Below are 25,941 nucleotides of genomic sequence, written 5' to 3'. Positions count from 1 at the left end.
GTCGTCCGTCGTCGGTGCTCAGGCGCCGCGGGACTCGGCCACGCGGCGCATCCAGTAGCGGAACCAGGCAGGTCCCCAGGGCAGGTACACCCGGGTCGGCACGCCCCGGTCGTGCAGCTCGCCGAGCAGCTCCGGGCGCACGCCGAACAGCTGCTCCACCGGCACCGGCCCGGCGGCCAGCAGCAGCGCCTCGCGCAGCCGGCCGTCGTGCGTCGCCATCGACCACGGGGCGCCGGCCTCGGCGAGCCGGGCGCCGAGCCGCAGGAAAGCCAGGTCGGTCGGTTCACCGTGCGGGTGCGCGCCGGCGGCCTCGAGGTAGGCGCCCTTGACCAGCCGGACGTGCACCCCGGCGGCGACCAGGACGTCGAGGTCGTCGGCCGAGCGCCGCAGGTTCGCCTGCAGCGTGCCGCCGAGCCGGTGGGCCAGGCCGCGGCCGGCGACGTCGAGCAGGCAGCCCAGGACGGCGTCGGTGCGGCCGGCGTCCTCGGCGCCGACCTGCAGCCGGCGTCCCGGGGGCAGCGCGGCGGCCACCGCGGCCAGCCGGTCGGCGGCACCGGCCGGGTCGGTGTCCACGGCGAGGTGGCTGAGGTCGACCGAGAGCCAGGCGTCCCCGGCCGGGAGCTCGCCGGCCAGCGCCAGGTAGCCGTCGCGGACCCGGTCGGCCTCGGCCGGGTCGGTGACCAGCTCGCCGAACAGGTCGACGCTCACCCCGTGCCCGGCGGCGAGCAGCGCCGCCGCGGCCGGCCGGGCCTCGGGCCAGCTGCGCCCGGCGACGTAGCGTGAGGCGGCCCGCCAGGCCTGGTCCGCACCGCCCGGGGCGGACGTCACCAGCTGCTCCCACCGCCGGCTGGTGGCGAGGCGGAACAGCAGCGCGCGGTCGGCTCTCACCCGGCGCAGCCTGCCAGGTCCGGGCCGGCTCACGAGCCGCCGCGGTCCGGTGGGTCGAAGGTGACGTGCACGGTCTCGAAGCCCTTCTGGCGCTGCGCCTTGGCCAGCCCGGTGTAGCTGCGCCGGTCGCCGGCGGTCAGGTCGACGTCGTCGGTGAAGGGCGTGAGCAGGGCCCGCGGCCAGAGCCGGTCGACGTGCACCACGTTGATCTCCACGCACAGCACGCCGACGACGGCGGCCAGGTAGAGGAACGCCAGCAGCCCCAGCACCAGGGCGAACACGCCGTTGGTGGCGCTGGCGCTGCTCACCACGCGGCTGACGTAGGCGACCCCGAAGGTCTGCAGCAGCTGCCACAGCACCGCGGCCAGCAGCGCCCCGGGGGCGACCTGCCGGACGGTCAGGTGCCGGGCGGTGGCCAGCCGGAAGGCGAAGACGAACACGACGGCGTTGACCGTGACCGAGCCGATGAGCGCCAGCGTGCGCAGCGCCGTCCCCAGCGACCCGGCGTTGCCCGATCCGAGGGTCGACAGCGCGGTGGTGCCCAGCACCGCCAGCCCGGCGGTGCCCAGCAGCAGCAGGCTGCGGCCGCGGGCCAGGAAGGGGTTGGGCCGGCTGTTGCGCGGCACCGACCAGGCGGTGTTCATCGCGTACTGGACGGCCTGCGCCACGCCGAGCCCGCCGTACAGCGCGCCCAGGATGCCGACGACGACGCCGAACACGCCGCCGCTGAGCTCCTCGGGGGTGCCGAGCTGGTCGCCGACCACCGGGAACTGGCTGAGCGCGGAGTCCAGCAGCCGCGCCTGCAGCTCCGGGTCGCCGGCCAGCACGCTGCTGAGCACCGTGGAGAACAGCAGCAGCAGCGGGAAGAGCGAGACGAAGGCGTAGTAGGTGATCAGCGCGGCGAGGTACGGGCCGGAGTCGTCGACGTACTTGTAGACGACGGCGATGGGGAAGCCGGCGGCCCGGTGCCGGCGCTGCAGGCGGTCCAGTTTGTCTGCGACGGACACGCGCCCACTGCACCACGCCGTCCGGCCCGCCACCACGGGAGGTCGACCGGACGGCGGTCGGCTCAGCCGCGGTGGGCGGCCACCCAGGCGGCGGCCAGCCGGCGGGCCCGGGTGACCGGGTCGTCCCCGGGCAGCGCGGGGGTCGTCGCGGCCCGGGCGAGGCGGCTCAGCGCCCCGTCGTAGAGCAGCAGCAGGGTGGCGGCCGCGTCGTCCGGGTCGGGCAGCCCGGTGTCGGCGGCCAGCTCGCGCAGCCGCGCGGTCAGCAGCTCCGAGTCGGCGTCCAGCCAGCGGCGGCCCGGGTGGCCCGGCGGCAGCTCGGTCGCCGCGGCGAGGAAGGCGCAGCCCCGCCGGTTGCCCTGCTCGCCGCGGAACCGGTCGACCGCGTCGAAGACCGACAGCAGCCGGTCGACGGCGTCGGTGCGCTCCGCGAGCACCGCGTCCCACGTCTGCCGCCAGGTGGTGTGCCGGTCCTCCAGGTAGGCGGCGACCAGCCCGTCCTTGCCGGCGAAGTGGGCGTACATGGTGGCGGGGGAGACGCCGGCGCGAGCGAGCACCGCGTCCACCCCGGTGGCCGCGATCCCGGACTCGTAGAACAGCGCACCGGCGGCGGTGAGCAGACGGTCGCGCGCCGGTCGGCTCGCGGTGGGAGGCGGCATGGGCCTACTGTAACGGTCGTTATGGTGAAACGATCGTTACGAGCACTGGCGGCCTCTCCGGGCGGGCTGGTGCCGGCGGGGATGGCGGTCGTCGCCGTCACCTACGGGCTGGCGCGCTACGGGTTCGGCCTCTACCTGCCGCAGTTCCGCGCCGAGTTCGGCATGTCCGCCGGGACCGCGGGGAGCATCGCCGCGGGGAGCTACCTGGCGTACTGCCTCACGGCCCTGCTGGCCCAGCGCTGGGTCGGGCACTCCCGCGCACGGCCGGCGCTGTGGCTGGCCGGCGGCACCGCCGCCGCCGGGTCGGTGGTCGTGGCGGCGGCCCCGTCGCAGGCCGTGCTGGCCGCCGGGGTGCTGGTCGCCGGCAGCGGGGCGGGCGCGGCGACGCCCGCGCTGGTCGCCGCGGTGACCGCGACCGTGCGCCCGGACACCGAGCCACGCGCCCAGGCGGTGGTGAACAGCGGCACCGGCGCCGGTGTGGTCGTCGGCGGCCTGCTCGTGCTGGCGGCACCGGACCAGTGGCGGGCGGCCTGGCTGGGCGTCGCCGTGCTCGCCCTCGGGACGACGTGGGCGGCCGACCGCCGCACCCGCTGGCCGGCGGCCGACCCCCGGACAGCCGACGACGCTGACGCTCCGGGCCGGGCACCGCTGGGCCGGCTGGCCCGGCCGCTCACCGCCGCGGTCCTGGCCGGCGCCGGGTGCGCCGGCCCGTGGACGTTCGGCCGTGAGCTGCTCACCGTCGACGGGGACCTGGGTGACGGGGTCACCGGGCTGCTCTGGTGCGTGCTCGGGGCCGCCGGCCTGGCCGGCGGGCTCAGCGGCGACCTCGTCCGGCGGGTCGGCCTGCGCCGGGCGTGGACCGGGGCCGCCGTCCTCGCCGCGGCCGCCGTCCTGTTCCTCGCCGCCGTGCCGGGCACCCCGCTCGTGGCCGGCGCGGCGCTGGCCGGCTTCGGCGCCGCCTTCGTCGCCCTCAGCGGCGTGCTCCTCGCCTGGGGAGCGCACCGGGCGCCGGCCGCGGCGCCGCAGGCCGCCGCCGTCCTCTTCGTCGCGCTGACCGTGGGTCAGGCGGCCGGCGCACTGCTGCTCGGGGCCGTCGCCGACCGCACCGGCACCCCGACGGCCTTCGTCGTCGCCGCCGGCCTGGTCCTGGTCGCCGTCCTGGCCGCCGAACCCCGGGCGCGCACCGACCGGCCGGGGGCCCGCGGGCCGGACGTCAGTGCGGCAGCGACGCGGGGAGGTCGACGCCGGTGAGCCCGGCCGACGCCGTCCACAGCCGACGGGCCAGCGCGTCGTCGGACGCCGCCGCGCTCCGGTCGACCAGCGTGGGGGCGCCCCGCATCAGCCGGCCGTCCGGCCCGGCGAAGCTGCCGCCCGGGACGTCGGCGACCGCCGCGTAGAGGGTGGGCAGCGCGCCGTGCTCGGCGCTGACGGCCACCAGCCGGTTGCCGACCGCCATCGCGGCGTCCTTGAGCCGGCTGCCCGACCCGCTCTGCAGGTCGGTCGCCGCCCAGCCCGGGTGCGCCGCGGTGGCGCGCACCGCCGAGCCGGCCGCCGTCAGCCGGCGCTGCAGCTCGAGGGTGAACAGCAGGTTGGCCAGCTTCGACTGCCCGTACGCGGCGGTGGCGGAGTAGCGCCGCCGCTCCCAGTTGAGGTCCTCGAGGTCGATCCGCCCGGACCGGTGCAGCATCGACGACACCGTGACGACCCGGTCGGTGACGTGCGGCAGCAGCAGGTTGGCCAGCGCGAAGTGCCCGAGGTGGTTGGTGCCGAACTGCAGCTCGAAGCCGTCGGCGGTGCGGGCCTGCGGCACGGCCATGATCCCGGCGTTGGCGACCAGCACGTCGAGGTCGCCGGTCCAGGCGCCGGCGAAGGCGCGCACGGAGGACAGGTCGGCCAGGTCGAGCCGGCGGACCTCCACCTGCCCGGTCAGCCCGGCGGCCGCCGCGGCGCCGCGCGCCTCGTCCCGCACCGCCAGCACCACCCGGGCACCGGCGGCGGCCAGCGCCCGCGCGGTCGCCAGCCCGAGCCCGCTGTTGCCGCCGGTCACCACCGCGGTCCGGCCGGCCTGGGAGGGGATGTCGGCCGTCGTCCAGGGAGTCGCCACGCGGCCGACTGTAGGTCGGTGCCGGGACGGGCCAGACTGCTCCGGGTGGACGCCTCGCACGCCCTGGACGCCGACCTCGCCGACCTGCCGCTCGTCGACCACCACTGCCACGGGCTGGTGCGGCGGGACCTCGGGCGCGCCGGGTTCGAGGCGATGCTGACCGAGGCGACCGGCCCCGGCGCGCTGGGCGGCTCGCTGTTCGACTCGCAGGTCGGGTTCGCCCTCCGCCGCTGGTGCGCGCCGGTCCTCGGCCTCGCGGCGCACGCCCCCGCTGAGGAGTACCTGGCCCGCCGCGCCGAGCTGGGAGCCGAGGAGGTGGCCCGCCGGCTGGTGGCGGCCACCGGCACGCAGACCTTCCTGGTGGACACCGGGTACCTGCCCGAGCCGCTCACCAGCCCGGCGGAGCTGGCCGCGCTCACCGGTGGGCGGGCCCGCGAGGTGGTGCGGCTGGAGTCGCTCGCCGAGGAGGTGCTCGCCGGGGACCCGGGCGCCGCGGGGTTCGCCGAGGCGTTCCGCACCCGGCTGGCCGTCCGCGCTGCGCACGCCGCCGCCGTGAAGTCGGTGGCCGCCTACCGGGTCGGGCTGGCGCTGGACGGTGCCCGGCCGTCCGACGCCGCGGTGACGGCGGCGGCCGACCGGCTGCTGCGGCGGGGCGGGGCGCCGCGGGTCGCCGACCCGGTGCTGCACCGGTTCCTGGTGTGGAGCGGGATCGACCTGCAGCTGCCGGTGCAGTTCCACGTCGGCTACGGCGACGCCGACGTCTACCTGCACCGCGGTGACCCGCTGCTGCTCACCGACCTGCTGCGGGCCACCGAGCCGGCCGGGGTGCCGGTGCTGCTGCTGCACAACTACCCGTTCCACCGGCACGCCGGGTACCTGGCCCAGGTGTTCGGCCACGTGTTCGTCGACGTCGGGCTGGCCACCCACGCCGTCGGGCACCGCTCCGGGGCGCTGCTGCGCGAGCTGCTCGAGCTGGCGCCGTTCGGGAAGGTGCTGTTCTCCTCCGACGCGTTCGGGCTGGCCGAGCTGTACCTGCTCGGCACCGTGCTGTTCCGCCGCGGCCTGGGCGGCTACCTGGCCGAGGGCGTGGCGGAGGGCGCGTGGACGTCCACGGACGCCGTCCGGGTCGCGGCGATGATCGGCGCGGGCAACGCCACCCGCGTCTACCGGCTGGACGGCTGACACCCGCCCGCAACGCGGGTCGGCGAGGATCACCCGATGAGCACAGCCGACGTGTCCACCGGCGTCCCGGCCGGCGAGCCCGACCCCGCGCTCGCGGCCTGGTCCGCCCGGCTCTCCGCCGCGGTCGCCGAGGAGCTGCCGGCCGCGGTCGAGCTGCGCCACCGGCTGCACGCCGACCCGCGCGCCTCCGGCGACGAGCAGGACACCGCCGACGCCGTGGTCGCCGCCCTCGGCCTGGGGGAGGGGCGCCGGGTGGCCGGCACCGGGCGGCTGGTCCGGGTGGTCGACGGGCCCGGCCGCGCGGTCGCGCTGCGCGCCGAGCTCGACGGTCTGGCCGTCGACGAGGCGACCGGCGTGCCGTGGAGCTCGGCCGCCGGCGTCATGCACGCCTGCGGTCACGACGCCCACCTGGCCGGGCTGGTCGCCGTCGGCCGCGCGGTGGCCCGGGTCGGGGGCCCGGCGCCGCTGCTCCTGCTGCTGCAGCCGCGGGAGGAGGGCGCGCCGTCCGGTGCGGCCGACGTGGTGGCCTCCGGCGTCCTGACCGAGGAGCGGGTCGACTCGGTCGTCGCCGCGCACGTCCAGCCGCAGCTGCCGGCCGGGGTCGTCAACGCCACCCCCGGTCCGGTCAACGCCTCGACCGACGAGTTCACCCTGACCGTCACCGGCCGCGGCGGGCACGGCAGCTACCCGCACACCACGCTGGACCCCGTGCTCGCGCTGTGCGCGATCGTGGTCGACCTGCAGCACCTGGTGAGCCGCCGGGTCGACCCCACCGTCGGCGCCGTGCTCGGCATCGGCCAGCTCGAGGCCGGTTCCGCGTTCAACGTGGTGCCGGACACCGCCCGCGCCCGCGGCGGCCTGCGGGTGATGCGCGAGGAGGACCGGGAGCTGCTGCTCCGGGCGCTCACCGACGTCGCCGAGCACACCGCCGCGGCGTACGGCTGCACCGCGGTGGTCGAGAGCGTCAACAACATGCCGGTGCTGGCCAACGACCCGGGCCTCGCCCGCGCGGCCGCGGCCTGGCTGGGCCGCGACGGCGTGGCCGTGGACGACGGCTGGCGCTCCTTCGGCGCCGACGACTTCTCGCACTTCTGCACCGCCCACCGCGGGCTGATGCTCTTCCTCGGTGTCGACGGCGGGCCGGCGGACGCCGACGGCCGGCGCCCCGGGCTGCACTCGCCGCGCTTCCTGCCCGGGGACGAGGTCGTCGGCGAGGTGGCCGCCGCGCTGCTGGCCGGCTACCTGGCGGGCGCGGAGCTGCTCGGTCCGGCCGAGGCGCCCGCACCGGGAGAGGGGCCCCGCCCGACGTGACCCCGCGACCCACGGCGGCCGGCCGTCCGACGGCCCGTCCGCGCGTGGCCGGGCACCGCGGGGTCCTAGCCTGACCGGGTGCCGGCCCACTCCCATGACCACGGACCCCTGACCGGGGCGGCCCCGCCGCCGGACCCGGCGGTGACCGCCCGCCGACGGCGCGCCGTCCGGCTGATGCTGGTCGTCCTGGTGCCGATCGGGCTGGCCACCCTGGTGGGGCTCGGGCTGCTGTGGCCGGCCGGGGAGAAGACCGCGGCCCAGCAGGCCGCGGAGTCCTTCCTGCCGCCGGGCACCACCTACCCCGAGGCGACGATCGCCTCGCTGGAGACCTTCGAGTGCGCCACGGCCACCGACAGCGCCCCGGCGCAGGTGTGCGGCACCGCCGTCATGGTGATCGCCGACGGGGAGAGCGCCGGGGACTACGTGCAGGTGGAGGTGCCCCCGGAGGTGGTCGCCGAGGACGTGCAGGTCGGCGACGAGTTGGTGCTCAACCGGGACCCCGGCGTCGACACCGGCCAGGTCACCTACTCGTTCCAGGACTTCCCGCGCGGCACCCCGATCCTCGTGCTGGCGCTGGTATTCACCCTGGTGGTCGGTGCGGTCGCCCGGCTCCGCGGGCTGCTGGCCCTGGTCGGGCTCGGTTTCGCCTTCGTCGTCCTGCTGCAGTTCATGCTGCCGGCGCTGCTGGACGGGTCCTCGCCGATCTGGGTCAGCCTGGTCGGGTCCTCGGCGATCATGTTCGTCGTCCTGTACCTGGCGCACGGCTTCTCCGCCCGGACGACGACGGCGCTGCTCGGCACGCTGTTCGGGCTGGCGCTGAGCGCGGTGCTCGGGTCGGTCGCGGTGGCCGCCGCCACGCTCACCGGGTTCGCCAGCGAGGACACCATCCAGCTGCTGACCTTCGACCCCACGCTGGACTTCTCCGGTCTGGTGCTCGCGGCCACCGTCGTCGCCGGGCTGGGCATCCTCAACGACGTCACGATCACCCAGTCCTCGGCCGTCTGGCAGCTGCACGAGGCCGCGCCGACGGCCGGCTGGCGCGAGCTGTTCGGCCGCGGCATGTCGATCGGCCGGGACCACATCGCCTCGACCATCTACACGATCGTCTTCGCCTACGCCGGGGCCGCGCTCCCGCTGCTGCTGCTCTTCGACCTCTACGACCGCCCGTTCTGGACGGTGCTCACCGGCGGCGTGATCGGCGAGGAGGTCGTCCGCACCCTGGTCGGCGGCATCGCGCTGGTGCTGGCGGTGCCGGTCACCACGCTGATCGGCGCGCTCGTCGCCACGGCCTCGACGGCGGGCGCACCGGCGGCCGCGCCGGCGCCGGTCCCCACCGAGGAGGAGGTGGCCGCCGAACGCCGCCGGGAGCGGCTGCGGGCGGTCCGCGAGGGCCAGGACGCCGGCCCGCGGGTCGACCCGCCGCGGCCCCGGGACCCGCGGTGACCGGCCTGGGGCAGGGCCGGGAGGGCACGGACCTGCTGGCCGCCGCGGCCGCTGCGCCCGGGTTCATGCCCGCCGACGAGGGGCTCGCGCTGTACGAGGCCGCGCGCACCGTCGCCGTCCCCGGGCCGCTGCTGGAGATCGGCAGCTGGATGGGCAAGTCCGCGCTGTACCTGGCCGCCGCGGCCCGGGAGACCGGCCGCCGGGTCGTCACCGTCGACCACCATCGCGGCTCCGAGGAGCACCAGCCCGGCTGGGAGTACCACGACCCGGCGCTCGTCGACCCGCTGGTCGGCCGGCTCGACACCCTGCCGGCGTTCCGGCGGACCATCGCCGCCGCCGGTGCCGAGGACGTCGTCGTCGCCGTGGTCACCCGCTCGGAGCTGCTGGCCCCGCTGTGGTCGACCCCGCTGGCGCTGCTGTTCCTGGACGGCAGCCACACCGAGGAGTCCGCCCGCCGGGACCAGGACGCCTGGGTCGCCAAGCTCGCCGTCGGCGGCACGCTGGCCGTCCACGACGTCTTCCCCGACCCCGCGGACGGCGGCCAGGCGCCCTTCGGCGTCTACACCCGGGTGCTCGCCTCCGGGGAGTTCACCGAGCTGCCCGGCACCGGGTCGCTGAGGTTGTTGCGCCGCACCACCGGTTGAGCCCGGTGGGGGACGATGTCGCCGTGCCCGTCGTGATCTCCCTCCTCGGCCCGGTCGCCGCGGTGGGCGACGACGGCCAGCCGGTCGACGTCGGCGGACCGCGGTCCCGGGCGCTGCTGGCCCGGCTGGCCGCCGAGCCCGGCCGGGTCGTCGGGCTGGGCACGCTGATCGACGCGGTCTGGGACGCCGACCCGCCGGCCGCCCCGGGCAACGCCGTCCAGGCGCTGGTCTCCCGGCTGCGGCGCGCGCTGCCGACGGTGCCGCTGCGCGCCCGGGCCCACGGGTACCTGCTCGACCTGCCCGCCGACGCGGTCGACGCCGGCCGGTTCGAGGCGCTGGTCGCCCGGGCCCGCGACGAGCAGGAGCCCGGGCGGTCGCTGGCGCTGCTGCGCGAGGCCGAGGCGCTGTGGCGCGGGCCGGCGCTGGCCGACCTGCGCGACCTGGCCTTCGCCGCCCCGCTCGCCGCCCGCTGGGCCGACCTGCGGCTCGCCGCCGCCGAGCAGCGGCTGGCCGGGGAGCTGGCGGAGGGCTCCGCCACCGCGGCCCTCCCCGAGCTCGAGGACCTGGTCGCCGCCCACCCGCTGCGGGAGCCGCTGTGCCTCCTGCTGGTGCGGGCGCTGGCCCGGCTCGGCCGCACCGCGGAGGCGCTGGCTGCCTACGAGCGCTGCCGCGACCGGCTGGCCGACGAGCTGGGCCTGGACCCCTCCCCGGCGCTGCAGGCCGAGCACCTGGCCGTCCTCCGCGGCGAGGCGGCCTCGCCGGGGGCGCCCCGGGCCGGCGGTGCGCTCCGCAGCCCGCTGACCAGCTTCCGCGGCCGGGACGACGAGCTGGACGCGGTGGCCGCGCTGCTCGACAGCGGGCGGCTGGTCACGCTCCTGGGCCCGGGCGGGGCGGGCAAGACCCGGCTGGCGCTGGAGGCCGCGCACCGGCGGCGGGCCGACGTGCCCGACGGCGTCTGGTGGGTGGAGCTGGCCCCGGTCGCCGACGCCCGGCTGCTGCCCGCCGCGGTGCTGTCGGCGGTCGGCCAGCGGGAGGGCACCTCGCTGGAACGGGTGCCCACCCTGGTCGAGGCCGGCGCGCGGCTGCAGGAGACCTTCGCCGACCGGCGGGCGCTGCTGGTGCTGGACAACTGCGAGCACCTGGTCGGCGCCGTCGCCCGGTTCGCCGACGACCTGCTGGCGTCCTGCCCCGGGCTGCAGGTGCTCACCACCAGCCGGGAGCCGCTCGGGGTGCCCGGCGAGGTGGTGCTGCCGGTGGGCCCGCTGGCGGTCCCCGACGCGGCGGACGCCGACGCAGCCGCTGCGCCGGTCGTCCGGCTGTTCGCCGACCGGGCGGTCGCGGTGCGCCCGGACTTCGCGGTCACCCCCGCCACCCTCCCCGCCGTCCTGGAGGTGTGCCGCCGGCTGGACGGCATGCCGCTGGCCCTGGAGCTGGCTGCGGCGCGGCTGCGCACCCTGGGCGTCGCGCAGATCGCCGCGCGGCTCGACGACCGGTTCTCGCTGCTCACCGGCGGCAGCCGGGTGGCGCTGCCGCGGCACCAGACGCTGCGCGCGGTGGTCGAGTGGAGCTGGGACGCCCTGGACGCCCGCGAGCAGGCGGTGGCCCGGCGGCTGTCGGTGTTCACCGGCGGAGCCGCGCTGGACGCCGCGGAGCAGGTCTGCGCCGACCCGCTGGAGGCCGTCGGCGACGTGCTGGACGCCATCACCGGGCTGGTGGAGAAGTCGATGCTGCTCGCGGTCGACGACGGCAGCGGGGGCGTCCGCTACCGGATGCTGGAGACCATCCGCGCCTACGCCGCCGAGCAGCTCGACGCGGCGGGGGAGCGGGCCGCCGTCGAGGCCGCCCAGGCCGCCTGGTGCCTGCGGCTGGTCGACGAGCTGGACCCCCAGCTGCGCCGCGCCGACCAGCTGGCAGCGCTGCGGCGGCTGGACGCCGAGCAGGACGGCCTGCTCGCCGTCCTGCAGCGCGCCGTCGCCGCCGGGGACGGCGACGTGGCCGTCCACCTCGGCGCCCGGATGAGCTGGTACTGGTTGCTGACCGGACGGCAGCTGGCCGCCGGCCGCTGGCTGCGGGAGGCGGTCGCCGTGCCCGGCGGCGCACCGGCGATGCGGGCGATGTGCGTGGCCTTCGGCGCCATGGGCCGGGCCGAGGGCGAGGACTGGCAGGCGATGCTCCCGGTGCTGCGGGAGGTCGGCGACCTCCCGCCCGAGGACACCTACCGGTCCGACGAGCCGCTCGGGGCGTTGGCCTGGGCCATCGCCATGGTCTTCGCCGGCGGGTTCCGGTCGGTGGCCGGGCTGGCGCTGCTCGAGGACCACCCCGACCCCTGGGTGGTGGCCGCGGCGCACGGCATCCGCGCGCAGGTCGCCGAGAACATCGGTGAGCTCGACGGGCTGGAGGCGGACCTGCGGCAGGCGCACGCGGAGTTCGAGCAGCTCGGCGACCGCTGGGGCCGGTCCTTCACCGCCGCCGCGCTGAGCCAGCTCAGCTCCGCCGACGGCGACGGGGCGGCGGCGATCGCCTGGCTGACCGAGGCGATCGAGCTCTCCGAGCAGCTGGGCACCACCGACGACACCCCGATGCTGCGGATCCGGCTGGCGATGGCCCACGCGCTGGCCGGCGACCTCCCGCGCGCGGAGGCGGACGCGGCCGCGGTGCTCGCCGAGCTGGGCGCCGACGGCGGCGGGCTGCACGTGGCGATGGCCGAGGCCGCGGCCGGCGGGTTCGCCCTGCTCGCCGGCCGGCTGGACGACGCCGAGCGCTGGCACGGCCGGGCGATGGACCACGTCCGGGCCGCCAGCGGCGGGCCGCCGCAGATCGGCGCGATGGTCGAGGCCGGGACGGCGGTCGTGCTGGCCGCCCGGGCCGAGGCCGCGCCGGACCGGGCCGCGGACCTGCTCGACCAGGCCCGCCTGCTGCTGCGGTCGGCGCTGCAGCAGGCCGCGGAGGCCGCCGGGGACATGCCCGTCACGGCCGCAGTCCTCCAGGCGATGGCCGCCGTCGCCCTCGCCGAGGGCGACCCGCAGCGGGCGGCCGACCTGCTGGGCCGGTCGGCCGCCGTCCGGGGCCGGCGCGACCGCGGCGACCTGGGGGCCGCCGCCACCGAGCGACGGCTGCGGGCCGAGCTGGGCGACGCGGGGTTCGAGCGGGTCCGCGACGCCGGCGCGGCCGTCCCCCGCGAGGAGGTGCTCGCCGGGCTGGGGGTCGACGCCGGCCGGGGCTGGGCGGCGACCCCGATGCCGTCCGGCGGGGGTCAGACCCGGCGCCGGTAGGCGCGCATCGCCAGCGGCACGAACACCACCAGCAGCAGGGCGGCCCAGCCCGCCGTCCACGCCAGCGGCTCCGCGACCGGACCGCCCAGCAGCAGCCCGCGGACGACGTCGACGAGGTGCGTCACCGGGTTGTTCTCGGTGAAGCCCTGCAGCCACCCCGGCAGGGTGTCGGCCTGCACGAACGCGGTGCTGCCGAAGGTGAGCGGGAACATCACCAGGAAGCCGATGCCCTGCACCGACCCGGCCGAGCGGACGACCAGCCCGATCCAGACGAACACCCAGGACACGCACATGGCGAAGGCGATCGCGACGACCACCGCCAGGGCCGCGGCCGCGACGCCCTCGGTCGGCCGGAAGCCCAGGCAGGCGGTGAAGGCCAGCAGGATGCCGGTGGAGACCAGGTACCGGACGACGTCGGCGAAGACCGCGCCCACCAGCGGTGCCGACCGGGCGATCGGCAGGCTGCGGAACCGGTCGAACACGCCCTTGGCGATGTCGTTGTTCAGCGCCACCCCGATGCCACCGGCGGCGATGACCAGCCCCTGCACCATGATCCCGGGCACGAGGTAGGTCAGGTAGTCGCGCCAGTCGCCGGCGATGGCACCGCCCAGCACGAACACGAACAGCACGACGAAGACGATCGGCTGGAACGTGACGTCGGCCAGCGCCTCGGGCTGGTGGCGGATCTTCACCACGTTGCGCCAGGCGAGGGTGAGCGACTGCTGCAGCCCGGACGTGCGGCGCTGCGGCGCGTCCGGCCGGCGGGGAGGAGCGGGGCGCTCGGTGAGGGTGGTCATGCGGGGATCTCCTGACGGGTCTCGGTGGGGGCCTCCGGCTGCGCGCCGTGGCCGGTGAGGGCGAAGAAGACGTCGTCCAGGCTGGGCAGCCGGACGGCGAGCTCGGACACCGCGATGCCCTGGGTGGTCAACCGGTCGAGCACCGCGCCGAGCAGGGCGGCATCGGGGACGGGGACCGAGGAGGTGCCGCGGGTGTCGGTGGCCGGGACGGCGCCGCTGACCTGCTCGAGCACGGCCAGCACCTGCGGCAGGTCGGCCCGGTCGCGGGGGCGGACGGTGAGCGTCTGCGCGCCGGTGCGGTGCTTGAGCTCGTCGCTGGTGCCGCGGGCGACGACGGTGCCCTCGTCGAAGACGACGATGTCGTCGGCGAGCTCGTCGGCCTCCTCCAGGTACTGGGTGGTCAGCAGCACGGTGGTGCCGTCGTCGACCAGGCCGCGGACGGTGTCCCAGACCTCGGTGCGGCTGCGCGGGTCGAGCCCGGTGGTCGGCTCGTCGAGGAAGAGCACGCGGGGCCGGTTGACCAGGCTGGCGGCGAGGTCCAGCCGGCGCCGCATTCCGCCGGAGTAGGTCTTGGCCGAGCGGCCGCCGGCGTCGGTGAGGCTGAACCGGGCGAGCAGCTCGGTGGCCCGGGCGTGCGCCGCGGGCCGGGGCAGCCCGAGCAGCCGGCCGATCATCACCAGGTTCTGCCGGCCGGTGAGGTCCTCGTCGACCGAGGCGTACTGGCCGGTGAGCCCGATGAGCTCCCGCACCCGGTCGGGTTCGGCGGCGACGTCGTGGCCGCAGATCCGGGCGCTGCCGCCGTCCGCCCGCAGCAGGGTGGCCAGCACCCGCACGGCCGTCGTCTTGCCGGCGCCGTTGGGCCCCAGGACGCCGAGCACGGTGCCGGCCGGGGCGGACAGGTCGACCCCGGCCAGTGCCCGGGTGTCGCCGTAGCTGAGCTCGAGACCGGTGGCCTCGATCGTGTTCTCCATCGGTTCTCCTCCGTGACGCGGGTGTGCTGCACCGCAGAGGTTCGGCGGCGGCGCTGACACGGCGCCGACGGCGCACTGACGTCCGCTGACGCCGGCTGGCACCGCCGGCGGCTCGCCGGCACGGCACACCCCCGCGGCGTCCCCGCGCGCTTTCGCGCGTCTTCCCACGCGCGCTTTCGCGCGTCTTCCCACGCGCGGTTTCGCGCGTCTTCCCACGCGCGGTTTCGCGCGTCTTCTCACGCGCGGTTTCGCGCGTCTTCCCACGCGTGGTCCCGCGCGTCTTCTCACGCGCGGTTTCGCGCGTCTTCCCACGCGTGGTCCCGAGCGTCTTCCCGCGCGTGGTCCCGCGCGTCTTCCCACGCGGAGGACGATGGGCCGGTGACGGCAGCAGAGCACCTGGCCCGGACCCGGGCGGAGACCCTGGCCCAGATCGCGGCGCTCACCGCGGAGTTCGACGAGGTGGTGGCCGCGTCGGCGTCGTCCAACGCCGACGACGAGCACGACCCGGAGGGCGCCACGATCGCCTTCGAGCGGCAGCAGGTGGCCGCGCTGCTGGACCAGGCGCGCCGCCGGCTCACCGACGTCGACGACGCGCTCGCCCGGACGGCGGCGGGCGACTACGGCCGGTGCGCGGACTGCGGCCGGGAGATCGCCCCGGAGCGGTTGGCCGCCCGGCCGCAGGCCCGCACCTGCATCGACTGCGCCCGCTGAGCCGGGCCCGTGGCAGGGGTCGGAGCAGGGGCCGGCCCCGGGCTCAGCGCAGGGCGGTGAGGTCCCCGCGGCTCGCGTCGGGCTTGTACGGCGCCGGCGCGACGGTGGCCCGGATGACCTTCTCGGGGTCGCCCGGGTTGCCCCACACCACCTCGACCTCGGTGCCGACCTCGGCGCTGTCCAGGTCCATCGTGGCCAGCGACAGCATCCGCCGGGAGCTGTAGCTGAAGCCCCGGGAGGTGGCCACGCCGACCAGCCGGCCGGCGCGCTCCACCCGGTCGGCCCACATGAACCCGCGCTGGTCGCGGGGGAGGTCCATGAAGGTGTGGTGGCGCCGGGCCGGGTCGAACAGCGAGGCGTAGACGTCGCTGACGTCGTCGGCGTCCCACTCCAGCGAGCGGATCACCCGCCGCGGGTCCGCCTTCTCCTCCTCCAGCGCCGCGCGGCCCAGGAAGTCGTGGTCGAACCGCACGTTGCGGCCCCACCCGAGCTCGACCGGGCTGCGGTAGTACTCGCTGATCTCCCGGCCCGGGTAGCTCCCGGCGATGTAGGCCGGCTGCGCGTTGGCCGGCATCGAGGCGGTGAACACGTCCAGGTAGTCGCTCAGGTCGGGCTCGAACACGGCGGGGATGTAGTCGGTGGCGATGGTCGGCACGCAGGCCTCGAGGTGGTTGATCGGGGCGACCCGGCCGCCCATCCGGCGGATGCCGAACTCCTGGCCGGCCGCCAGCACCGCCGCGTAGACCTCCGGCCCGACCTCGGCGGGGCCCTGCAGCTCGAACCCGGCCTCGCCGGCCATGCCCTGGCGCAGCGCCCAGATGTCGTGCCCGGCGATCGTCACCGGGGTGACGTGCATGTAGGGGGTGGTCAGCAGGTCCTCGCTGCCGGTCAACCGCTGCAGCACCTTGATCGACGTCGGCCCGGAGACCTGGTAGACGAACCAGTCCTCGCGCGCGATGGTCACGTCGTAGCTTCCGCGCCCGGCCTGGTGGTCCAGCCAGAAGCCGCCGCGGCCGTGCAGCACGTAGTCGTCGTCCCCGAAGCGGGTCAGGATGCCCTCGTGCACCACCTTGCCGTCGGCGTTGGTGTGCACCAGGTGCTTGGACTGGCCGTGCCGGAAGACCTCGAGGCTGTTGACCGAGTAGTCGCTGAACAGCCGGAGCGCGTCGGGCCCGGAGAACCGGTGCTGCCAGAGGAACGACCAGTCGCCGATGTAGCAGGTGGTCTTCCACGACAGGCTCTCGTCGAGCCAGTCGGTGTACTCGGGCTGGCCGAACCGGCTCCAGGCGTAGCCGACCGGGGGCACCCGCATGCTCTGGACGGAGTGGGTCATCGTTCCTCCTGGCGCGGCGGCCGGTCAGCTCACGTAGCGGCGGGCGTTCGAGTTCCGCTGGGCGTCCTCGAGGGCGGCGAACCGGGCCTCGGCGTGCGGCGGCAGCACCCGGCGCTCGCGGAGCACCCAGGGCAGTCCGCGGACGGCGGCGAGCAGGCCGCGGGCGGTGACCCGGTCGCGGGGCACGGTGCGCAGCAGGTGCCCGGTGCGGCGCAGCGCCGGGCGCAGCGGCCGGCGCAGCCACGTCGTCCAGAGCGTGTTGCGGATGCCGTCGGCCCGCCGCTTGTGCGGGTCGCGGGCGCTGCTGGCCTGGTGGTGCACGGTCAGCGCGGGCAGGTAGCACAGCTCCCAGCCGGCGGCGGCCAGGTCGCCGGCCATCAGCTCCTCCTCGCCGCCCAGCCAGAGGCGTTCACTGAAGCCGCCGACCTCGTCGAAGGCGTCCCGGCGGAGCACGCTGGCCCCGGCCAGGAAGCTGCCCAGCGCCGGGCCGGGCAGCCAGTCGGCGCCGACGACGGGGGAGTCGCGCAGCTCGGCGACGATCGGGTCCTCGACGCCGCCGGGCTCGACCAGGATGCGGGCGGTGACCACGGCCAGCCGCGGGTGGGCGGCCAGCGTGTCGGCGGCGGTGCGCAGCGAGCCGGGCTCCCACCACGTGTCGTCGTCGCAGAAGGCGACGTAGGGGGTGTCCAGCCGGGCGACCCCGAGGTTCCGGCCGACCGCGCCCAGGTTCGTCGGGCTGGCGATCAGCTCGACCCAGGGGTGCTGCGCGCGGACGGCCGCCGCGGTGCCGTCGGTGGAGCCGTTGTCCACCACCACGACGTGCGGCTGCTCGGGCAGCTGCCGCAGCCGGCTCAGCGCGAGCAGCAGCTCGTCGCGGCGCTGGTGGGTGATGACGACGACCGCGATCCGCGGGTCGCGGCCGGTGCCGGTGGCCGCCGTGTCGGCGACGGTCCGCGTCACCTGGTCAGCTCCCGGACGCCGGCCATGACCGTGGCGGGCAGCACCCGGCGGCGGCGCACGGCGGCCGGCACCCGGGGGAGGGCGCCGACCAGCCCGCGCCAGCCCGGACGCCCGGCGCGGGCTGCCCGCACGAGCTGGGTCAGCAGGTCCCGCGTCGGGTAGCGCATCAGCGCGGTGAGCACCCGGCTGCGCCAGATGCCGGCCTGCCGGACCGTGCCGGGGTCCCGCGACGTCGACGGGTGGTGGTGGATGGTGACGTCGTCGACGTAGGCGATGCCCCAGCCGGCGGCGGCCAGGTCCAGCGCCAGCCGCTCCTCCTCGCCGGGGAAGCGGACGACCGGGTCGAAGCCGCCGACCTCGGTGAACGCCTCGGTGCGCACCAGGGCGGCGCAGGCGACGAAGCCGAGCAGCGAGGGCCCGGGCAGGTCCGGCGCGGTGCCCAGCGGGCTGGCGGCCATCTCGGTGCAGACCGGGTCCAGCTCGTCGGCCTCGCCGACCAGGATGCGGGCGGCCAGCAGCCCCAGCCGCGGGTGGGCGCGCATGATCTCGGCGGCGCGGGCCAGGTCGCCCGGCGCCCACCAGGAGTCGTCGTCGGTGAAGGCCACGAAGGGGGTGCCGGCGCGGGCGGTGCCCAGGGTGCGCGCCACGGCGCCGGCGTTGCGGTCCAGCGGGACGACGGTGACGTCGGGGTGCGCGGCGCGCACCGCCTCGACCGTGCCGTCGGTGGAGCCGTTGTCGACCAGGACGACGGGGGCCTCGTGCCGGGGGAGGCTGGCCAGCAGGTCGGCGCGGCGGTTGCGGCTGGCGACCACGCAGGTCACCGCGGGGCGCGGCGGGTGCAGGTCAGTGATCACCCTGTGAGCGTGCCCGATCCGCCACCCGGTCAACCCAGGGGCTGCGCCACACCCCAGCTGTTCACCTGCCGCCGCCAGGCCCGGTCACCGGGGCCGCCGGCCGGTCCAGCGCGGTGGGGTCGGCGAACAGCGCCGCGGCCGGGCCGGTGCCGGCGATCGCGTCGGCGGCCAGGACCACCGCCGCCGCCGTCCAGGTGGTGCGCTCGACCGGCCAGCGGGCGTCGTCGGCGTAGACCAGGCCGGTCCAGTAGGCGCCGTCGTCCGCGCGCAGGTGCTGCATCGACGCGAGCTGCTCGGTGGCGTCGTCGACCCGGCCGGCCGCGGTCAGCGCCAGGGCCAGCTCGCAGGTCTCCGCGCCGGTGACCCAGGGCCGGTCGGCGACGCAGCGCACGCCGAGGCCGGGGACGACGAAGGTGTCCCAGCCGGCCGCCAGCCGGTCGTCCGCCGCAGCGCCGGTGACCGCGCCGGCCAGCACCGGGTAGTACCAGTCCATCGACCAGCGGGAGCGGTCGGCGAAGGCGCCGGGGTCCTCGCGCAGTGCGCGGCCCAGGTCGGTGGCGGCGAGGTCCCAGTCGGGCTGCGGCTCGCCCACCAGGTCGGCGAGGGCGATCCCGGCGCGCAGCGCCTGGTACAGGCTGGCGTTGCCGGTGAGCAGCGCGGTGCCGTCGGGGGTGCCGTCCGGGCGCAGCGCCCAGCTGACCGCGCCGGTGGGCAGCTGCATCGCGGTGACCAGGTCCAGCGCGCGGCGGACCGCCGGCCAGAGCTGGTCGACGAGGTGCGCGTCGCCGGTGCGGAGCCAGGAGTGCCAGACGCCGACGGCCAGGTACCCGGCGTGGTTGCTCTCCACGGCGGGGGCGGTGACCGCGCCGTCCCGGTACTCCGCGGCCCACGAGCCGTCGGGGCGCTGCCGGTCGGCCAGCCAGGCGTAGGCGGCGCGGGCCCGGTCGTGGGCACCGCCGACGTCCAGCGCCATCGCGGCCTCGACGGAGTCCCAGGCGTCCAGCTGCCCGCCGCGGAACCAGGGGAGCGCCCCGTCGGCGGACTGCTCCGCCGCGATCGCGGTGACCGTCGCGCGCAGCTGGTCGGCGCTGAGCACCCCCGGCACCACGGGCAGCGGCACGTCGCGCAGCACCAGGTCCGGCGCGGTGGGTGGCACGGTGCGGTCAGGCACGCGCGAGGGCCTGGGGAGCGTCGGCTGCGGGCCCGGCACCGGCGACGGCCGGCTTGTCGGCGTAGATGACGAAGCTCTTGCCGACCAGCGGGTCGAGCAGCCGCTCGGCGGTGCGGGTCGCCCACGGGCGCCGGACCAGGTCCCAGACCAGCAGCCGGTGGTAGGCCCGGGTCAGGGCGGTGTCCCGGTCGACGCCGACGGCGCACTTGAGCCACCAGTAGGGCGCGTGGAGGGCGTGCGCGTGGTGGGTGTCGGTGGGCTGCAGGCCGGCCGCGGCCAGCCGCTCCCAGAGCTGGTCGCCCCGGTAGATGCGGACGTGCCCGCCCTCGTTGGCGTGGTAGGCGTCCGACAGCGCCCAGCAGATCCGCTCCGGCCCGTAGCGGGGCACCGTCACCGCGACCCGGCCGCCGGGCCGGAGCACCCTGGCGATCTCGGCGAAGGCGGCCCGGTCGTCGGGGATGTGCTCGAGGACCTCCGAGGCGATGACCCTGTCGACGCTGGCGTCGGGCACCGGCAGGGCGCGCAGGTCGCCGCGGGCCACCGCCGCCGACGCGCCGGCCGGCGCCTCCCCGGCCGCGGCGATGGCGCCGAGCCACTCGGCGGTCGTGGCGACCTCCTGCTGTCCCCAGTCGACGGCGAGGACGGCGGCGCCGCGGCGGTAGGCCTCGAAGGCGTGCCGGCCCTCGCCGCAGCCCAGGTCCAGCACGCGCATGCCGGGCCGGACGTCGAGGAGGTCGTAGTCGACGGTCAGCACGGGGCGCTCCCGGGGGTTGCCCTGCCGCGCGTGCGGTCGAGGACGTCGGCGTACCACTCGGCGCTGCGCTCGGCGGTCCGCCGCCAGGTGTAGGCGCCGAGCACCCGGGCCCGGCCGGCCCGGCCGAGCTGCTCCTGCAGGGAGGGGTGGTCCAGCACCAGCTGCAGCGCCTCGGCGAGCCGGCCGACGTCGCCGGCGGGCACCTGCACGCCGGCGTGCGAGCCGACGACCTCGGGCAGCGCCCCGGCGTCGGTGGTCACCAGCGGGGTGCCGCAGGCCATGGCCTCGACGGCGGGCAGCGAGAACCCCTCGTACAGCGACGGCACCGCCACCACCGTGGCCGTCTGCAGCAGCCGCACGAGCTCGTCGGTGGGGACGGGGCCGGTGAACCGGACGGCGTCGCCGAGCCCCAGCCGGTCTAGCGCCAGGGCCGCCGGCCCGCCGGGGCGGGCGGTGCCCACCACGGTCAGCCGCACGTCGCGCTCGGTGCGCAGCTTGGCCAGGGCCTCCAGCAGGTGCACCAGGCCCTTGAGCGGGACGTCGGCGCTGGTGGTGACCACGATGCCGGCCGGGTCGCGCACGACGTCGGCCCCGGGCGGCCGGAAGACGTCCGGGTCGATGCCCACCGGGACGACCTGCACGCCGCCGGCGGGCACGCCCAGGTGCCGCTCGATGTCCTGGCGCGAGCTCTCCGAGACGGTGGTCAGGCCGTCGAGGCGCCGGGCGACCCGGCCCTGCATCGCGGTGAAGGCGTACCAGCGGCGCAGCGTCAGCCGGCGGCGCAGCCCCGTCGCCGCGGCCAGCTCGAGGTCGCGGTCGATGGCGATCGGGTGGTGCACCGTCGCCACGGTCGGCAGGCCGCAGCGGCGCAGTTGCAGCAGGCCGTAGCCGAGGGACTGGTTGTCGTGCACCACGTCGAAGTCGGCGGTGCGCCGGCCCAGCAGCCGGGCGGCCCGCAGGCTGAAGGTGAGCGGCTCGGGGAAGCCGGCGGTGCACATCGTGGCCCACTCGAGCACGTCGACCGGGCCGCGGAACTCGCCCGGCCGCGGTGTGCGGAACGGGTCCGGCTCCCGGTAGAGGTCCAGGCTGGGGACCCGGGTCAGCGGCACGCCGTCGTCCAGCTCGGGGTAGGGCTGACCGCTGAACACCTCGACCCGGTGCCCCAGGTCGCGCAGCTCGCGGGACAGCGCCCGGACGTACACGCCCTGGCCACCGCCGTGCGGCTTGCTCCGGTAGGACAGCAGTGCGACGCGCAACGACCGTCCCATGCCCGGACTCTAACGACCGGCACCGGACGGCCCCGGGGACCTCCGGGGAGCGGTGCCGGGCCGCGGCGCGGGCTGCGCCGCCGTCCCGCCGGGGGCTGAGGTCGCGGCCGCCCGGCCGCGCCTGGCAGGGTGCGGGCATGCTGCGCCACGTCGTGATCTTCACCTGGACCGAGGACACCGATCAGGCGACCCGGGACGCCACGCTCGCCGCGCTGCGCCGGTTGCCCGACGAGGTGGGCGGGATGAGCTCGTTCGCCGTCGGCCCCGACGCCGGCCTGGTGGACGGCAACGCGCACACGGCGCTGGTGGCCGACTTCCCCGACGTCGAGGCATTCCGGGCCTACGCCGGGGACGCGCGCCACCTGGAGGTCATCGCCGAGTACGTGAAGCCGCACCTGGCCGCCCGCTCGGCCGTCCAGTACGAGGTCTGACCGCCCCTCCGCTGGCCGGACCGCATCGGCCGGAACTAGGGTCCGGTCATGATCATCGACGCGCGGGTCCGCCGTTCGCCAGGACTGCTCGCCGCCGGGCTGCTCGGGGTCGTCGCCCTGGCCGGGTGCGGGTCCGAGGTGGACGGGCAGGGGTCGGCGAGCACGCCGTCGAGCTCCGCGGCGTCCTCGTCGGCGTCCTCGTCGGGGGCCGGGAGCACCGGCGGCCTCGACGACGTGGCCGACCTCTCCGCCGGGCTGCTGCCCGCGTCGGCGTTCGGCACCGGCGCCCAGGCCACGCCGATCACCGCCGAGCAGGTCCAGGGCCAGGCCCAGCTCGGCGGCCTGGGCACGGAGGGGCTGACGATCACCCCGGAGAGCTGCGCGCCGGCGCTCAAGACCGTCCAACCCGGGCTGGAGGACATGGACGCGTTCGGCGCGCAGACGGTGGTGGTCGGCTCCGGCGCCACGGTGGAGGTCCTGGCCTCGGGCGCGGGCCTCACCGCCGGGATCGACCAGCTGACCAGCACGCTGGACCAGTGCTCGGAGCTCACCCTCAGCTCGCCCGACATCGGCACCGCGACGGTCACCTTCGCCGAGCTGGCGGTGCCCGACCTGGGCGACGGTTCCGCCGGGCTGACCATGACCATCGAGACCAGCGGACCGGGCGGCCAGCCGGTGACCGTGCCGGTGCTGCTGGCCATGGCCGCGGACGGCGACCGGCTGGTGAGCCTCACCGCGACCGACCCGACCGGCGCGGTCGACCCGGGCACCTTCGGCGACCTGCTGCAGCAGGCCTTCGACCACCAGGCCGACGAGCTCGACTGAGCGGCCGGGCGGCCGGCGCGGGGACGGGGTGCACATGCCCCGACCCTGCACCGCCCGGCGACCGGTCCGCCGCCCGTCGTCCACAGCCGGCGGCTCCGTCCACAACTCCCGGTGAGCCCTTTCCCGGGCCCGGTCGCGGCAGCACGGTCGGTGCATGCCCGATGCCGACCAGCCGCCCACCGTCCACCTCTCCGGTCGAGGGGACGTCGCCGCGGCGCTGCCCCAGCTGATCGGCTTCCGCCCCAGGGAGTCCCTGGTGGTGGTTGCCCTCCGCGGGGCGACCGGGCTGCGGGTCGGGCTGACCGCGCGCGTCGACCTGCCCGCGGCCGAGCACCGCGGCCCGGTGCTGCGCGAACTGGTCCGGTCGCTGCTCACGGACGGTCCCGCCGCCGTCCTCCTGCTCGTGGTGAGCGAGTCCGACGACGACGCCGCCGTCCCACCGGCACCCGGGTCGGCCGGCCCCGTGGCCGAGCTGCCGCACCGGCCCCTCGTGCACGACGCGGTGCTCGCCTTCGACGCCGCCGGGGTCGCGGTCCGGGAGGCGGTGCTCGTCCGGCGCGGCCGGTGGTGGTCCTACGACTGCGCGCGGGGGTGCTGCGCCCCGGACGTCGGCACGCCACTGCCCGGTGGCACCAGCCCGCTCGCCGCGGCGGCCGCGCTGGGCGGTCAGGTGGTGGAGGACGACCGCGCGGCGCTGGTCCGGCGGATCGCCCCGGTGGGGTTCCTCGCCGCCGCCGGCATGGCGCAGGCCTGCGACCAGGTGGGCGACGACCTGGCCCGCCGCACCGCCGAGCTGGGCTGGGACGAGGTGGCCGAGGAGGGCTGGGCCGCGGTCCTCGCCGCGGTCGAGGCCGCCGGCCCGGCCCGGGACGGCGGCGGGCAGCGGCTGTCCGACCGGGAGGTGGCCCGGCTCGCCTGGGGCCTGCGCGACGTCGACCTGCGCGACCGGGCGCTGGCGCTGGCCCTCGGCGACTCCGCGGCCGCCGCCGAGTCGGTGTGGGTCGACCTGACCCGGCGGGCGCCGGCGCCGCTGGACGCGGCGCCGGCCACCCTGCTCGCGGTCACCGCCTGGGTGCGGGGCGACGGCGCGCTGGCCAACGTGGCGCTGGCCCGGGCGCTGGACAGCGAACCCGGCTACACCTTCGCCGTGCTGCTCCGGTCGGCGCTCGACGCGTGCGTGCCCCCGGCCCGGATCCGCCGGCTGATCCGCGAGGCGGGTGTTCCGCGGGACGCCCGACGGTGACCGCTCAGAGGAGCTCGGGGCGCTGCCAGCCCTCGCCGAGGACGTGCTCGGCCAGGAAGGCCAGCACCGTCTCGTACCAGACCTGCGCGTTGCCGGGGGTGAGCACCCAGTGGTTCTCGTCGGGGAAGTAGAGGAACTTCGAGGGCACGCCGCGCTTCTGCAGGTCGTACCAGAGCCGCAGGCCCTCGCCGATCGGCACGCGGTAGTCCTTGTCGCCGTGCACCACCAGCATCGGCGTCCGGATCGCGTCGGCGTAGCGGTGCGGCGAGTTCTGGTCGTAGCGCCGGGGCTCGGTCAGCGGGTCGCCGAACTCTCGCTGCCAGTACCAGGCCGCGTCGGTGGTGCCGCTGAACCCGTCCAGGTGCCAGAGGCTGGCGTGGGTGACGATCGCGGAGAACCGGTCGGTCTGGGTGGCGATCCAGTTGGCCATGTAGCCGCCGAACGAGCCGCCCATGGCGGCCGTCCGGGTCTGGTCGACCTCAGGCAGCTGTTCGGCGGCGTCCACGGCGGCCATCAGGTCGGTGTAGGGCTCAGCACCCCAGTCGCCCCAGCCGCGGCGGACGAAGTCCTGCCCGAACCCCTGCGACAGGGCGGGGTTGGGGAGCAGCACCGCGTACCCCCGGGCGGCGAGCACCCACGGTGTCCAGCGCCAGGACCAGGCGTTCCAGCTCATCAGCGGGCCGCCGTGGACCCACAGCAGCAGCGGGGCGGGCCGCTCGGCGCTCGCGCCCTCGGGCAGCACCAGCCAGGACTGCACCCGGGTGCCGTCGGAGGCGGTGGCGTCCAGCTCGCGCAGGGTGCCCGGGAGGTGGGCGATCGTGCCGGGGTTCGGCAGCGGCGCCGGGTCCTGCCCGGGGGCGTGGGGGTCGAGCCGCACCGGCACCGGCGGGGTGTCGTAGCCCGACCGCAGGGCGTACAGCGCGCTGCCGTCCCGGGCGACCTGCAGGCCGCTGTAGGCGCCCTGGTCGGTCAGCCGCACCGGCGCCCCGCCGTCGCAGTCGACCAGGAACAGCGCGTGCCGGCCGTCGTCGTCGGCGAGGAAGTAGACGCCCGTGCCGTCGGCGGAGAACTGCGGCGCGCTGGGCCAGCGGTCGAAGCCGGCGGTCAGGTCGCGGCTCTGCGCAGTGGCCACGTCGACCAGCAGGAGCGTGTAGTCCGGCGGCTCGGCGAAGGTCGACTGGGACTCCCGGGTGCAGACCACCCGGCCGGAGTCGGGGGAGAAGGCGGCGCCGTGGACGTCGGCCAGCGGGTCGTCCACGAGCACCCGGGTGTCCCCGGAGGCCACCTCGACCACGACCAGCCGCGACCGGCGGCCGGCCGGACCGTCGGGCACCTCCTCGCTGCGCACCAGCCACCGGCCGTCGGGGGAGAGCGCGACGTCGTCGCCGGAGCCCGTCGGCGGTCCGGCGTCCGGGGTGAGGTCCCGCCACCCCGGCACCGCGGCGGGTGCTCCGGCGGCGGGCTCGGCCGGCAGCCGGCCGACCCAGAAGACGTGCGGGACGGCCGGGCCGAGATCGTGGTCCCAGTAGCGCACCGGGTAGCTCTCGTGCAGCACCGCGGTGACCCCGGCGTCCTTGCGCGCGGCCCGGCGCTCCTTGTCCGCGTCGGCGTCGGCAGCGCCGGGCAGGGTGGAGGCGACCACCGCGACGTCCCCGGTGTCGGCGGCGACCGTCACCCCGCCGATGCCGTGCGGCCGCTGCAGCACCAACCGCGCCTCACCGCCGTCGGCCGGCAGGCTCCACAGCGCGGCGGTGGGCTCGCCGGCGTCCTTGCCCGCGGCCGGGTCCGGCCGGGCCGAGGTGAACAGCAGGTCGCCGGCCGGCGTGAACACCGGGGCCGACTCGCCGGCCGGCCCCCGGGTGAGCCGGCGGGCTTCGCGCTGCCCGGCCGGGTCGACCTCCCACAGCGCCGACTGCCACTTCGTGCCCGCGGCGTCCAGGGTGGCGACGGTGGTGACCAGCCGGGTCCCGTCAGGGGAGAGCGCGAGACCGCCCAGCCGGGGGAGGGCGACGAAGTCCGCGAGCCGGTGGAAGGGGCTGGGCGGGGGAGTGTCGGCGGTCGGGTCGCCAGCTGCGGGGTCGCTCACCGGGGCCTTCTCTCTGCGGGTCCGGACGGG

The 25,941-nt window shown here is 77.0% G+C and carries 23 protein-coding genes; 10 read left to right on the top strand and 13 right to left on the bottom strand.

Annotation, left to right across the window (positions count from 1 at the left end):
• Nucleotides 1-18: 18 nt before the first annotated feature.
• From HL054_RS10805 to HL054_RS10795, 3 genes are all read right to left on the bottom strand, one after another.
• A complete protein-coding gene (locus tag HL054_RS10805) occupies nucleotides 19-888 on the bottom strand; it encodes a proline dehydrogenase family protein (RefSeq protein WP_369138987.1) in 870 nt (289 codons plus the stop codon).
• A 29-nt stretch (nucleotides 889-917) separates the two neighbouring features.
• Nucleotides 918-1,895, bottom strand: a complete 978-nt coding sequence (locus HL054_RS10800; protein WP_369138986.1) for a YihY/virulence factor BrkB family protein — start codon at nucleotides 1,893-1,895, stop codon at nucleotides 918-920.
• A 62-nt stretch (nucleotides 1,896-1,957) separates the two neighbouring features.
• Nucleotides 1,958-2,551, bottom strand: coding sequence for a TetR/AcrR family transcriptional regulator (locus HL054_RS10795; RefSeq protein ID WP_369138985.1), 594 nt, complete (start codon nucleotides 2,549-2,551; stop codon nucleotides 1,958-1,960).
• Between the two features lie 81 nt (nucleotides 2,552-2,632).
• Between HL054_RS10795 and HL054_RS10790 the strand changes: the two genes are divergently transcribed.
• On the top strand, nucleotides 2,633-3,802 hold the full coding sequence (locus HL054_RS10790; protein ID WP_369138984.1) for an MFS transporter: 1,170 nt from the start codon (nucleotides 2,633-2,635) through the stop codon (nucleotides 3,800-3,802).
• On the opposite strand, the gene HL054_RS10785 is transcribed toward HL054_RS10790, so the two are convergent.
• Nucleotides 3,765-4,655, bottom strand: coding sequence for an oxidoreductase (locus HL054_RS10785; protein ID WP_369138983.1), 891 nt, complete (start codon nucleotides 4,653-4,655; stop codon nucleotides 3,765-3,767). The genes HL054_RS10790 and HL054_RS10785 overlap by 38 nt on opposite strands.
• 45 nt (nucleotides 4,656-4,700) lie before the next feature.
• Between HL054_RS10785 and HL054_RS10780 the strand changes: the two genes are divergently transcribed.
• The 5 genes from HL054_RS10780 to HL054_RS10760 all read left to right on the top strand — a co-directional run bounded on the left by HL054_RS10780 (nucleotide 4,701) and on the right by HL054_RS10760 (nucleotide 12,507).
• On the top strand, nucleotides 4,701-5,837 hold the full coding sequence (locus tag HL054_RS10780) for an amidohydrolase (RefSeq protein WP_369138982.1): 1,137 nt from the start codon (nucleotides 4,701-4,703) through the stop codon (nucleotides 5,835-5,837).
• Nucleotides 5,838-5,873: 36 nt separating this feature from the next.
• Nucleotides 5,874-7,148 carry a M20 metallopeptidase family protein gene (locus tag HL054_RS10775; protein ID WP_369138981.1) on the top strand — a complete coding sequence of 425 codons (1,275 nt, stop codon included), beginning with the start codon at nucleotides 5,874-5,876 and terminating at the stop codon, nucleotides 7,146-7,148.
• A gap of 141 nt (nucleotides 7,149-7,289) precedes the next feature.
• Nucleotides 7,290-8,591: a YibE/F family protein gene (locus HL054_RS10770; RefSeq protein ID WP_369138979.1), complete on the top strand. Its 1,302-nt coding sequence runs from the start codon at nucleotides 7,290-7,292 to the stop codon at nucleotides 8,589-8,591.
• A complete protein-coding gene (locus HL054_RS10765) occupies nucleotides 8,588-9,235 on the top strand; it encodes a class I SAM-dependent methyltransferase (protein WP_369138978.1) in 648 nt (215 codons plus the stop codon). Before HL054_RS10770 ends, HL054_RS10765 begins: the two co-directional genes overlap by 4 nt.
• A gap of 23 nt (nucleotides 9,236-9,258) precedes the next feature.
• On the top strand, nucleotides 9,259-12,507 hold the full coding sequence (locus tag HL054_RS10760) for a BTAD domain-containing putative transcriptional regulator (RefSeq protein ID WP_369138977.1): 3,249 nt from the start codon (nucleotides 9,259-9,261) through the stop codon (nucleotides 12,505-12,507).
• Here HL054_RS10760 and HL054_RS10755 read toward each other — a convergent pair.
• Entirely contained in the window at nucleotides 12,489-13,304 is an 816-nt protein-coding gene (locus HL054_RS10755; protein WP_369138976.1) for an ABC transporter permease, read from the bottom strand. The two genes, HL054_RS10760 and HL054_RS10755, sit on opposite strands and share 19 nt — an antisense overlap.
• The gene (locus HL054_RS10750) at nucleotides 13,301-14,275 is read right to left on the bottom strand and encodes an ATP-binding cassette domain-containing protein (RefSeq protein WP_369138975.1); all 975 of its coding nucleotides are present in this window, start codon (nucleotides 14,273-14,275) and stop codon (nucleotides 13,301-13,303) included. Before HL054_RS10750 ends, HL054_RS10755 begins: the two co-directional genes overlap by 4 nt.
• A gap of 378 nt (nucleotides 14,276-14,653) precedes the next feature.
• On the opposite strand from HL054_RS10750, the gene HL054_RS10745 reads away from it, so the two are divergent.
• Nucleotides 14,654-14,986: a TraR/DksA family transcriptional regulator gene (locus HL054_RS10745; RefSeq protein ID WP_369138974.1), complete on the top strand. Its 333-nt coding sequence runs from the start codon at nucleotides 14,654-14,656 to the stop codon at nucleotides 14,984-14,986.
• A gap of 43 nt (nucleotides 14,987-15,029) precedes the next feature.
• Here the strand turns inward: HL054_RS10745 and HL054_RS10740 are convergent, their stop codons facing one another.
• The 6 genes from HL054_RS10740 to HL054_RS10715 form a co-directional block, all read right to left on the bottom strand.
• Nucleotides 15,030-16,319: a hypothetical protein gene (locus HL054_RS10740; RefSeq protein WP_369138972.1), complete on the bottom strand. Its 1,290-nt coding sequence runs from the start codon at nucleotides 16,317-16,319 to the stop codon at nucleotides 15,030-15,032.
• A gap of 24 nt (nucleotides 16,320-16,343) precedes the next feature.
• Nucleotides 16,344-17,279, bottom strand: a complete 936-nt coding sequence (locus HL054_RS10735; protein WP_369138971.1) for a glycosyltransferase family 2 protein — start codon at nucleotides 17,277-17,279, stop codon at nucleotides 16,344-16,346.
• Nucleotides 17,276-18,133: a glycosyltransferase family 2 protein gene (locus HL054_RS10730; protein WP_369138970.1), complete on the bottom strand. Its 858-nt coding sequence runs from the start codon at nucleotides 18,131-18,133 to the stop codon at nucleotides 17,276-17,278. Before HL054_RS10730 ends, HL054_RS10735 begins: the two co-directional genes overlap by 4 nt.
• 61 nt (nucleotides 18,134-18,194) lie before the next feature.
• Nucleotides 18,195-19,304, bottom strand: a complete 1,110-nt coding sequence (locus tag HL054_RS10725; protein ID WP_369138969.1) for a prenyltransferase — start codon at nucleotides 19,302-19,304, stop codon at nucleotides 18,195-18,197.
• On the bottom strand, nucleotides 19,297-20,058 hold the full coding sequence (locus HL054_RS10720; RefSeq protein WP_369138968.1) for a class I SAM-dependent methyltransferase: 762 nt from the start codon (nucleotides 20,056-20,058) through the stop codon (nucleotides 19,297-19,299). Before HL054_RS10720 ends, HL054_RS10725 begins: the two co-directional genes overlap by 8 nt.
• On the bottom strand, nucleotides 20,052-21,326 hold the full coding sequence (locus HL054_RS10715; RefSeq protein WP_369138967.1) for a glycosyltransferase family 4 protein: 1,275 nt from the start codon (nucleotides 21,324-21,326) through the stop codon (nucleotides 20,052-20,054). Before HL054_RS10715 ends, HL054_RS10720 begins: the two co-directional genes overlap by 7 nt.
• Nucleotides 21,327-21,463: 137 nt before the next feature.
• On the opposite strand from HL054_RS10715, the gene HL054_RS10710 reads away from it, so the two are divergent.
• From HL054_RS10710 to HL054_RS10700, 3 genes are all read left to right on the top strand, one after another.
• A complete protein-coding gene (locus tag HL054_RS10710) occupies nucleotides 21,464-21,757 on the top strand; it encodes a Dabb family protein (RefSeq protein ID WP_369138965.1) in 294 nt (97 codons plus the stop codon).
• A 48-nt stretch (nucleotides 21,758-21,805) separates the two neighbouring features.
• Complete coding sequence (locus tag HL054_RS10705) at nucleotides 21,806-22,582, top strand: hypothetical protein (protein ID WP_369138964.1); 777 nt, start codon at nucleotides 21,806-21,808, stop codon at nucleotides 22,580-22,582.
• A gap of 154 nt (nucleotides 22,583-22,736) precedes the next feature.
• Complete coding sequence (locus HL054_RS10700; RefSeq protein WP_369138963.1) at nucleotides 22,737-23,825, top strand: DUF4192 domain-containing protein; 1,089 nt, start codon at nucleotides 22,737-22,739, stop codon at nucleotides 23,823-23,825.
• A 4-nt stretch (nucleotides 23,826-23,829) separates the two neighbouring features.
• Here HL054_RS10700 and HL054_RS10695 read toward each other — a convergent pair whose 3' ends face one another.
• The gene (locus HL054_RS10695) at nucleotides 23,830-25,911 is read right to left on the bottom strand and encodes a S9 family peptidase (RefSeq protein WP_369138962.1); all 2,082 of its coding nucleotides are present in this window, start codon (nucleotides 25,909-25,911) and stop codon (nucleotides 23,830-23,832) included.
• Nucleotides 25,912-25,941: the final 30 nt, after the last annotated feature.

Origin of the sequence: Modestobacter versicolor (genome assembly GCF_041028285.1) — a bacterium.
Lineage (GTDB): Bacteria > Actinomycetota > Actinomycetes > Mycobacteriales > Geodermatophilaceae > Modestobacter > Modestobacter versicolor_A.
The sequence above is the reverse complement of the archived record's forward strand: the minus strand, read 5'-3'. Positions and strand labels throughout refer to the sequence as shown.

What these genes read in the sequence shown, in the direction of transcription:
- HL054_RS10795 (WP_369138985.1), bottom strand. Translation starts at nt 2,551, where the DNA reads ATGCCGCCTCCCACCGCGAGCCGACCGGCGCGCGACCGTCTGCTCACC.
- HL054_RS10790 (WP_369138984.1), top strand. Translation starts at nt 2,633, where the DNA reads ATGGCGGTCGTCGCCGTCACCTACGGGCTGGCGCGCTACGGGTTCGGC.
- HL054_RS10740 (WP_369138972.1), bottom strand. Translation starts at nt 16,319, where the DNA reads ATGACCCACTCCGTCCAGAGCATGCGGGTGCCCCCGGTCGGCTACGCC.
- HL054_RS10710 (WP_369138965.1), top strand. Translation starts at nt 21,464, where the DNA reads ATGCTGCGCCACGTCGTGATCTTCACCTGGACCGAGGACACCGATCAG.
- HL054_RS10705 (WP_369138964.1), top strand. Translation starts at nt 21,806, where the DNA reads ATGATCATCGACGCGCGGGTCCGCCGTTCGCCAGGACTGCTCGCCGCC.
- HL054_RS10775 (WP_369138981.1), top strand. Translation starts at nt 5,874, where the DNA reads ATGAGCACAGCCGACGTGTCCACCGGCGTCCCGGCCGGCGAGCCCGAC.
- HL054_RS10755 (WP_369138976.1), bottom strand. Translation starts at nt 13,304, where the DNA reads ATGACCACCCTCACCGAGCGCCCCGCTCCTCCCCGCCGGCCGGACGCG.
- HL054_RS10715 (WP_369138967.1), bottom strand. Translation starts at nt 21,326, where the DNA reads ATGGGACGGTCGTTGCGCGTCGCACTGCTGTCCTACCGGAGCAAGCCG.
- HL054_RS10750 (WP_369138975.1), bottom strand. Translation starts at nt 14,275, where the DNA reads ATGGAGAACACGATCGAGGCCACCGGTCTCGAGCTCAGCTACGGCGAC.
- HL054_RS10700 (WP_369138963.1), top strand. Translation starts at nt 22,737, where the DNA reads ATGCCCGATGCCGACCAGCCGCCCACCGTCCACCTCTCCGGTCGAGGG.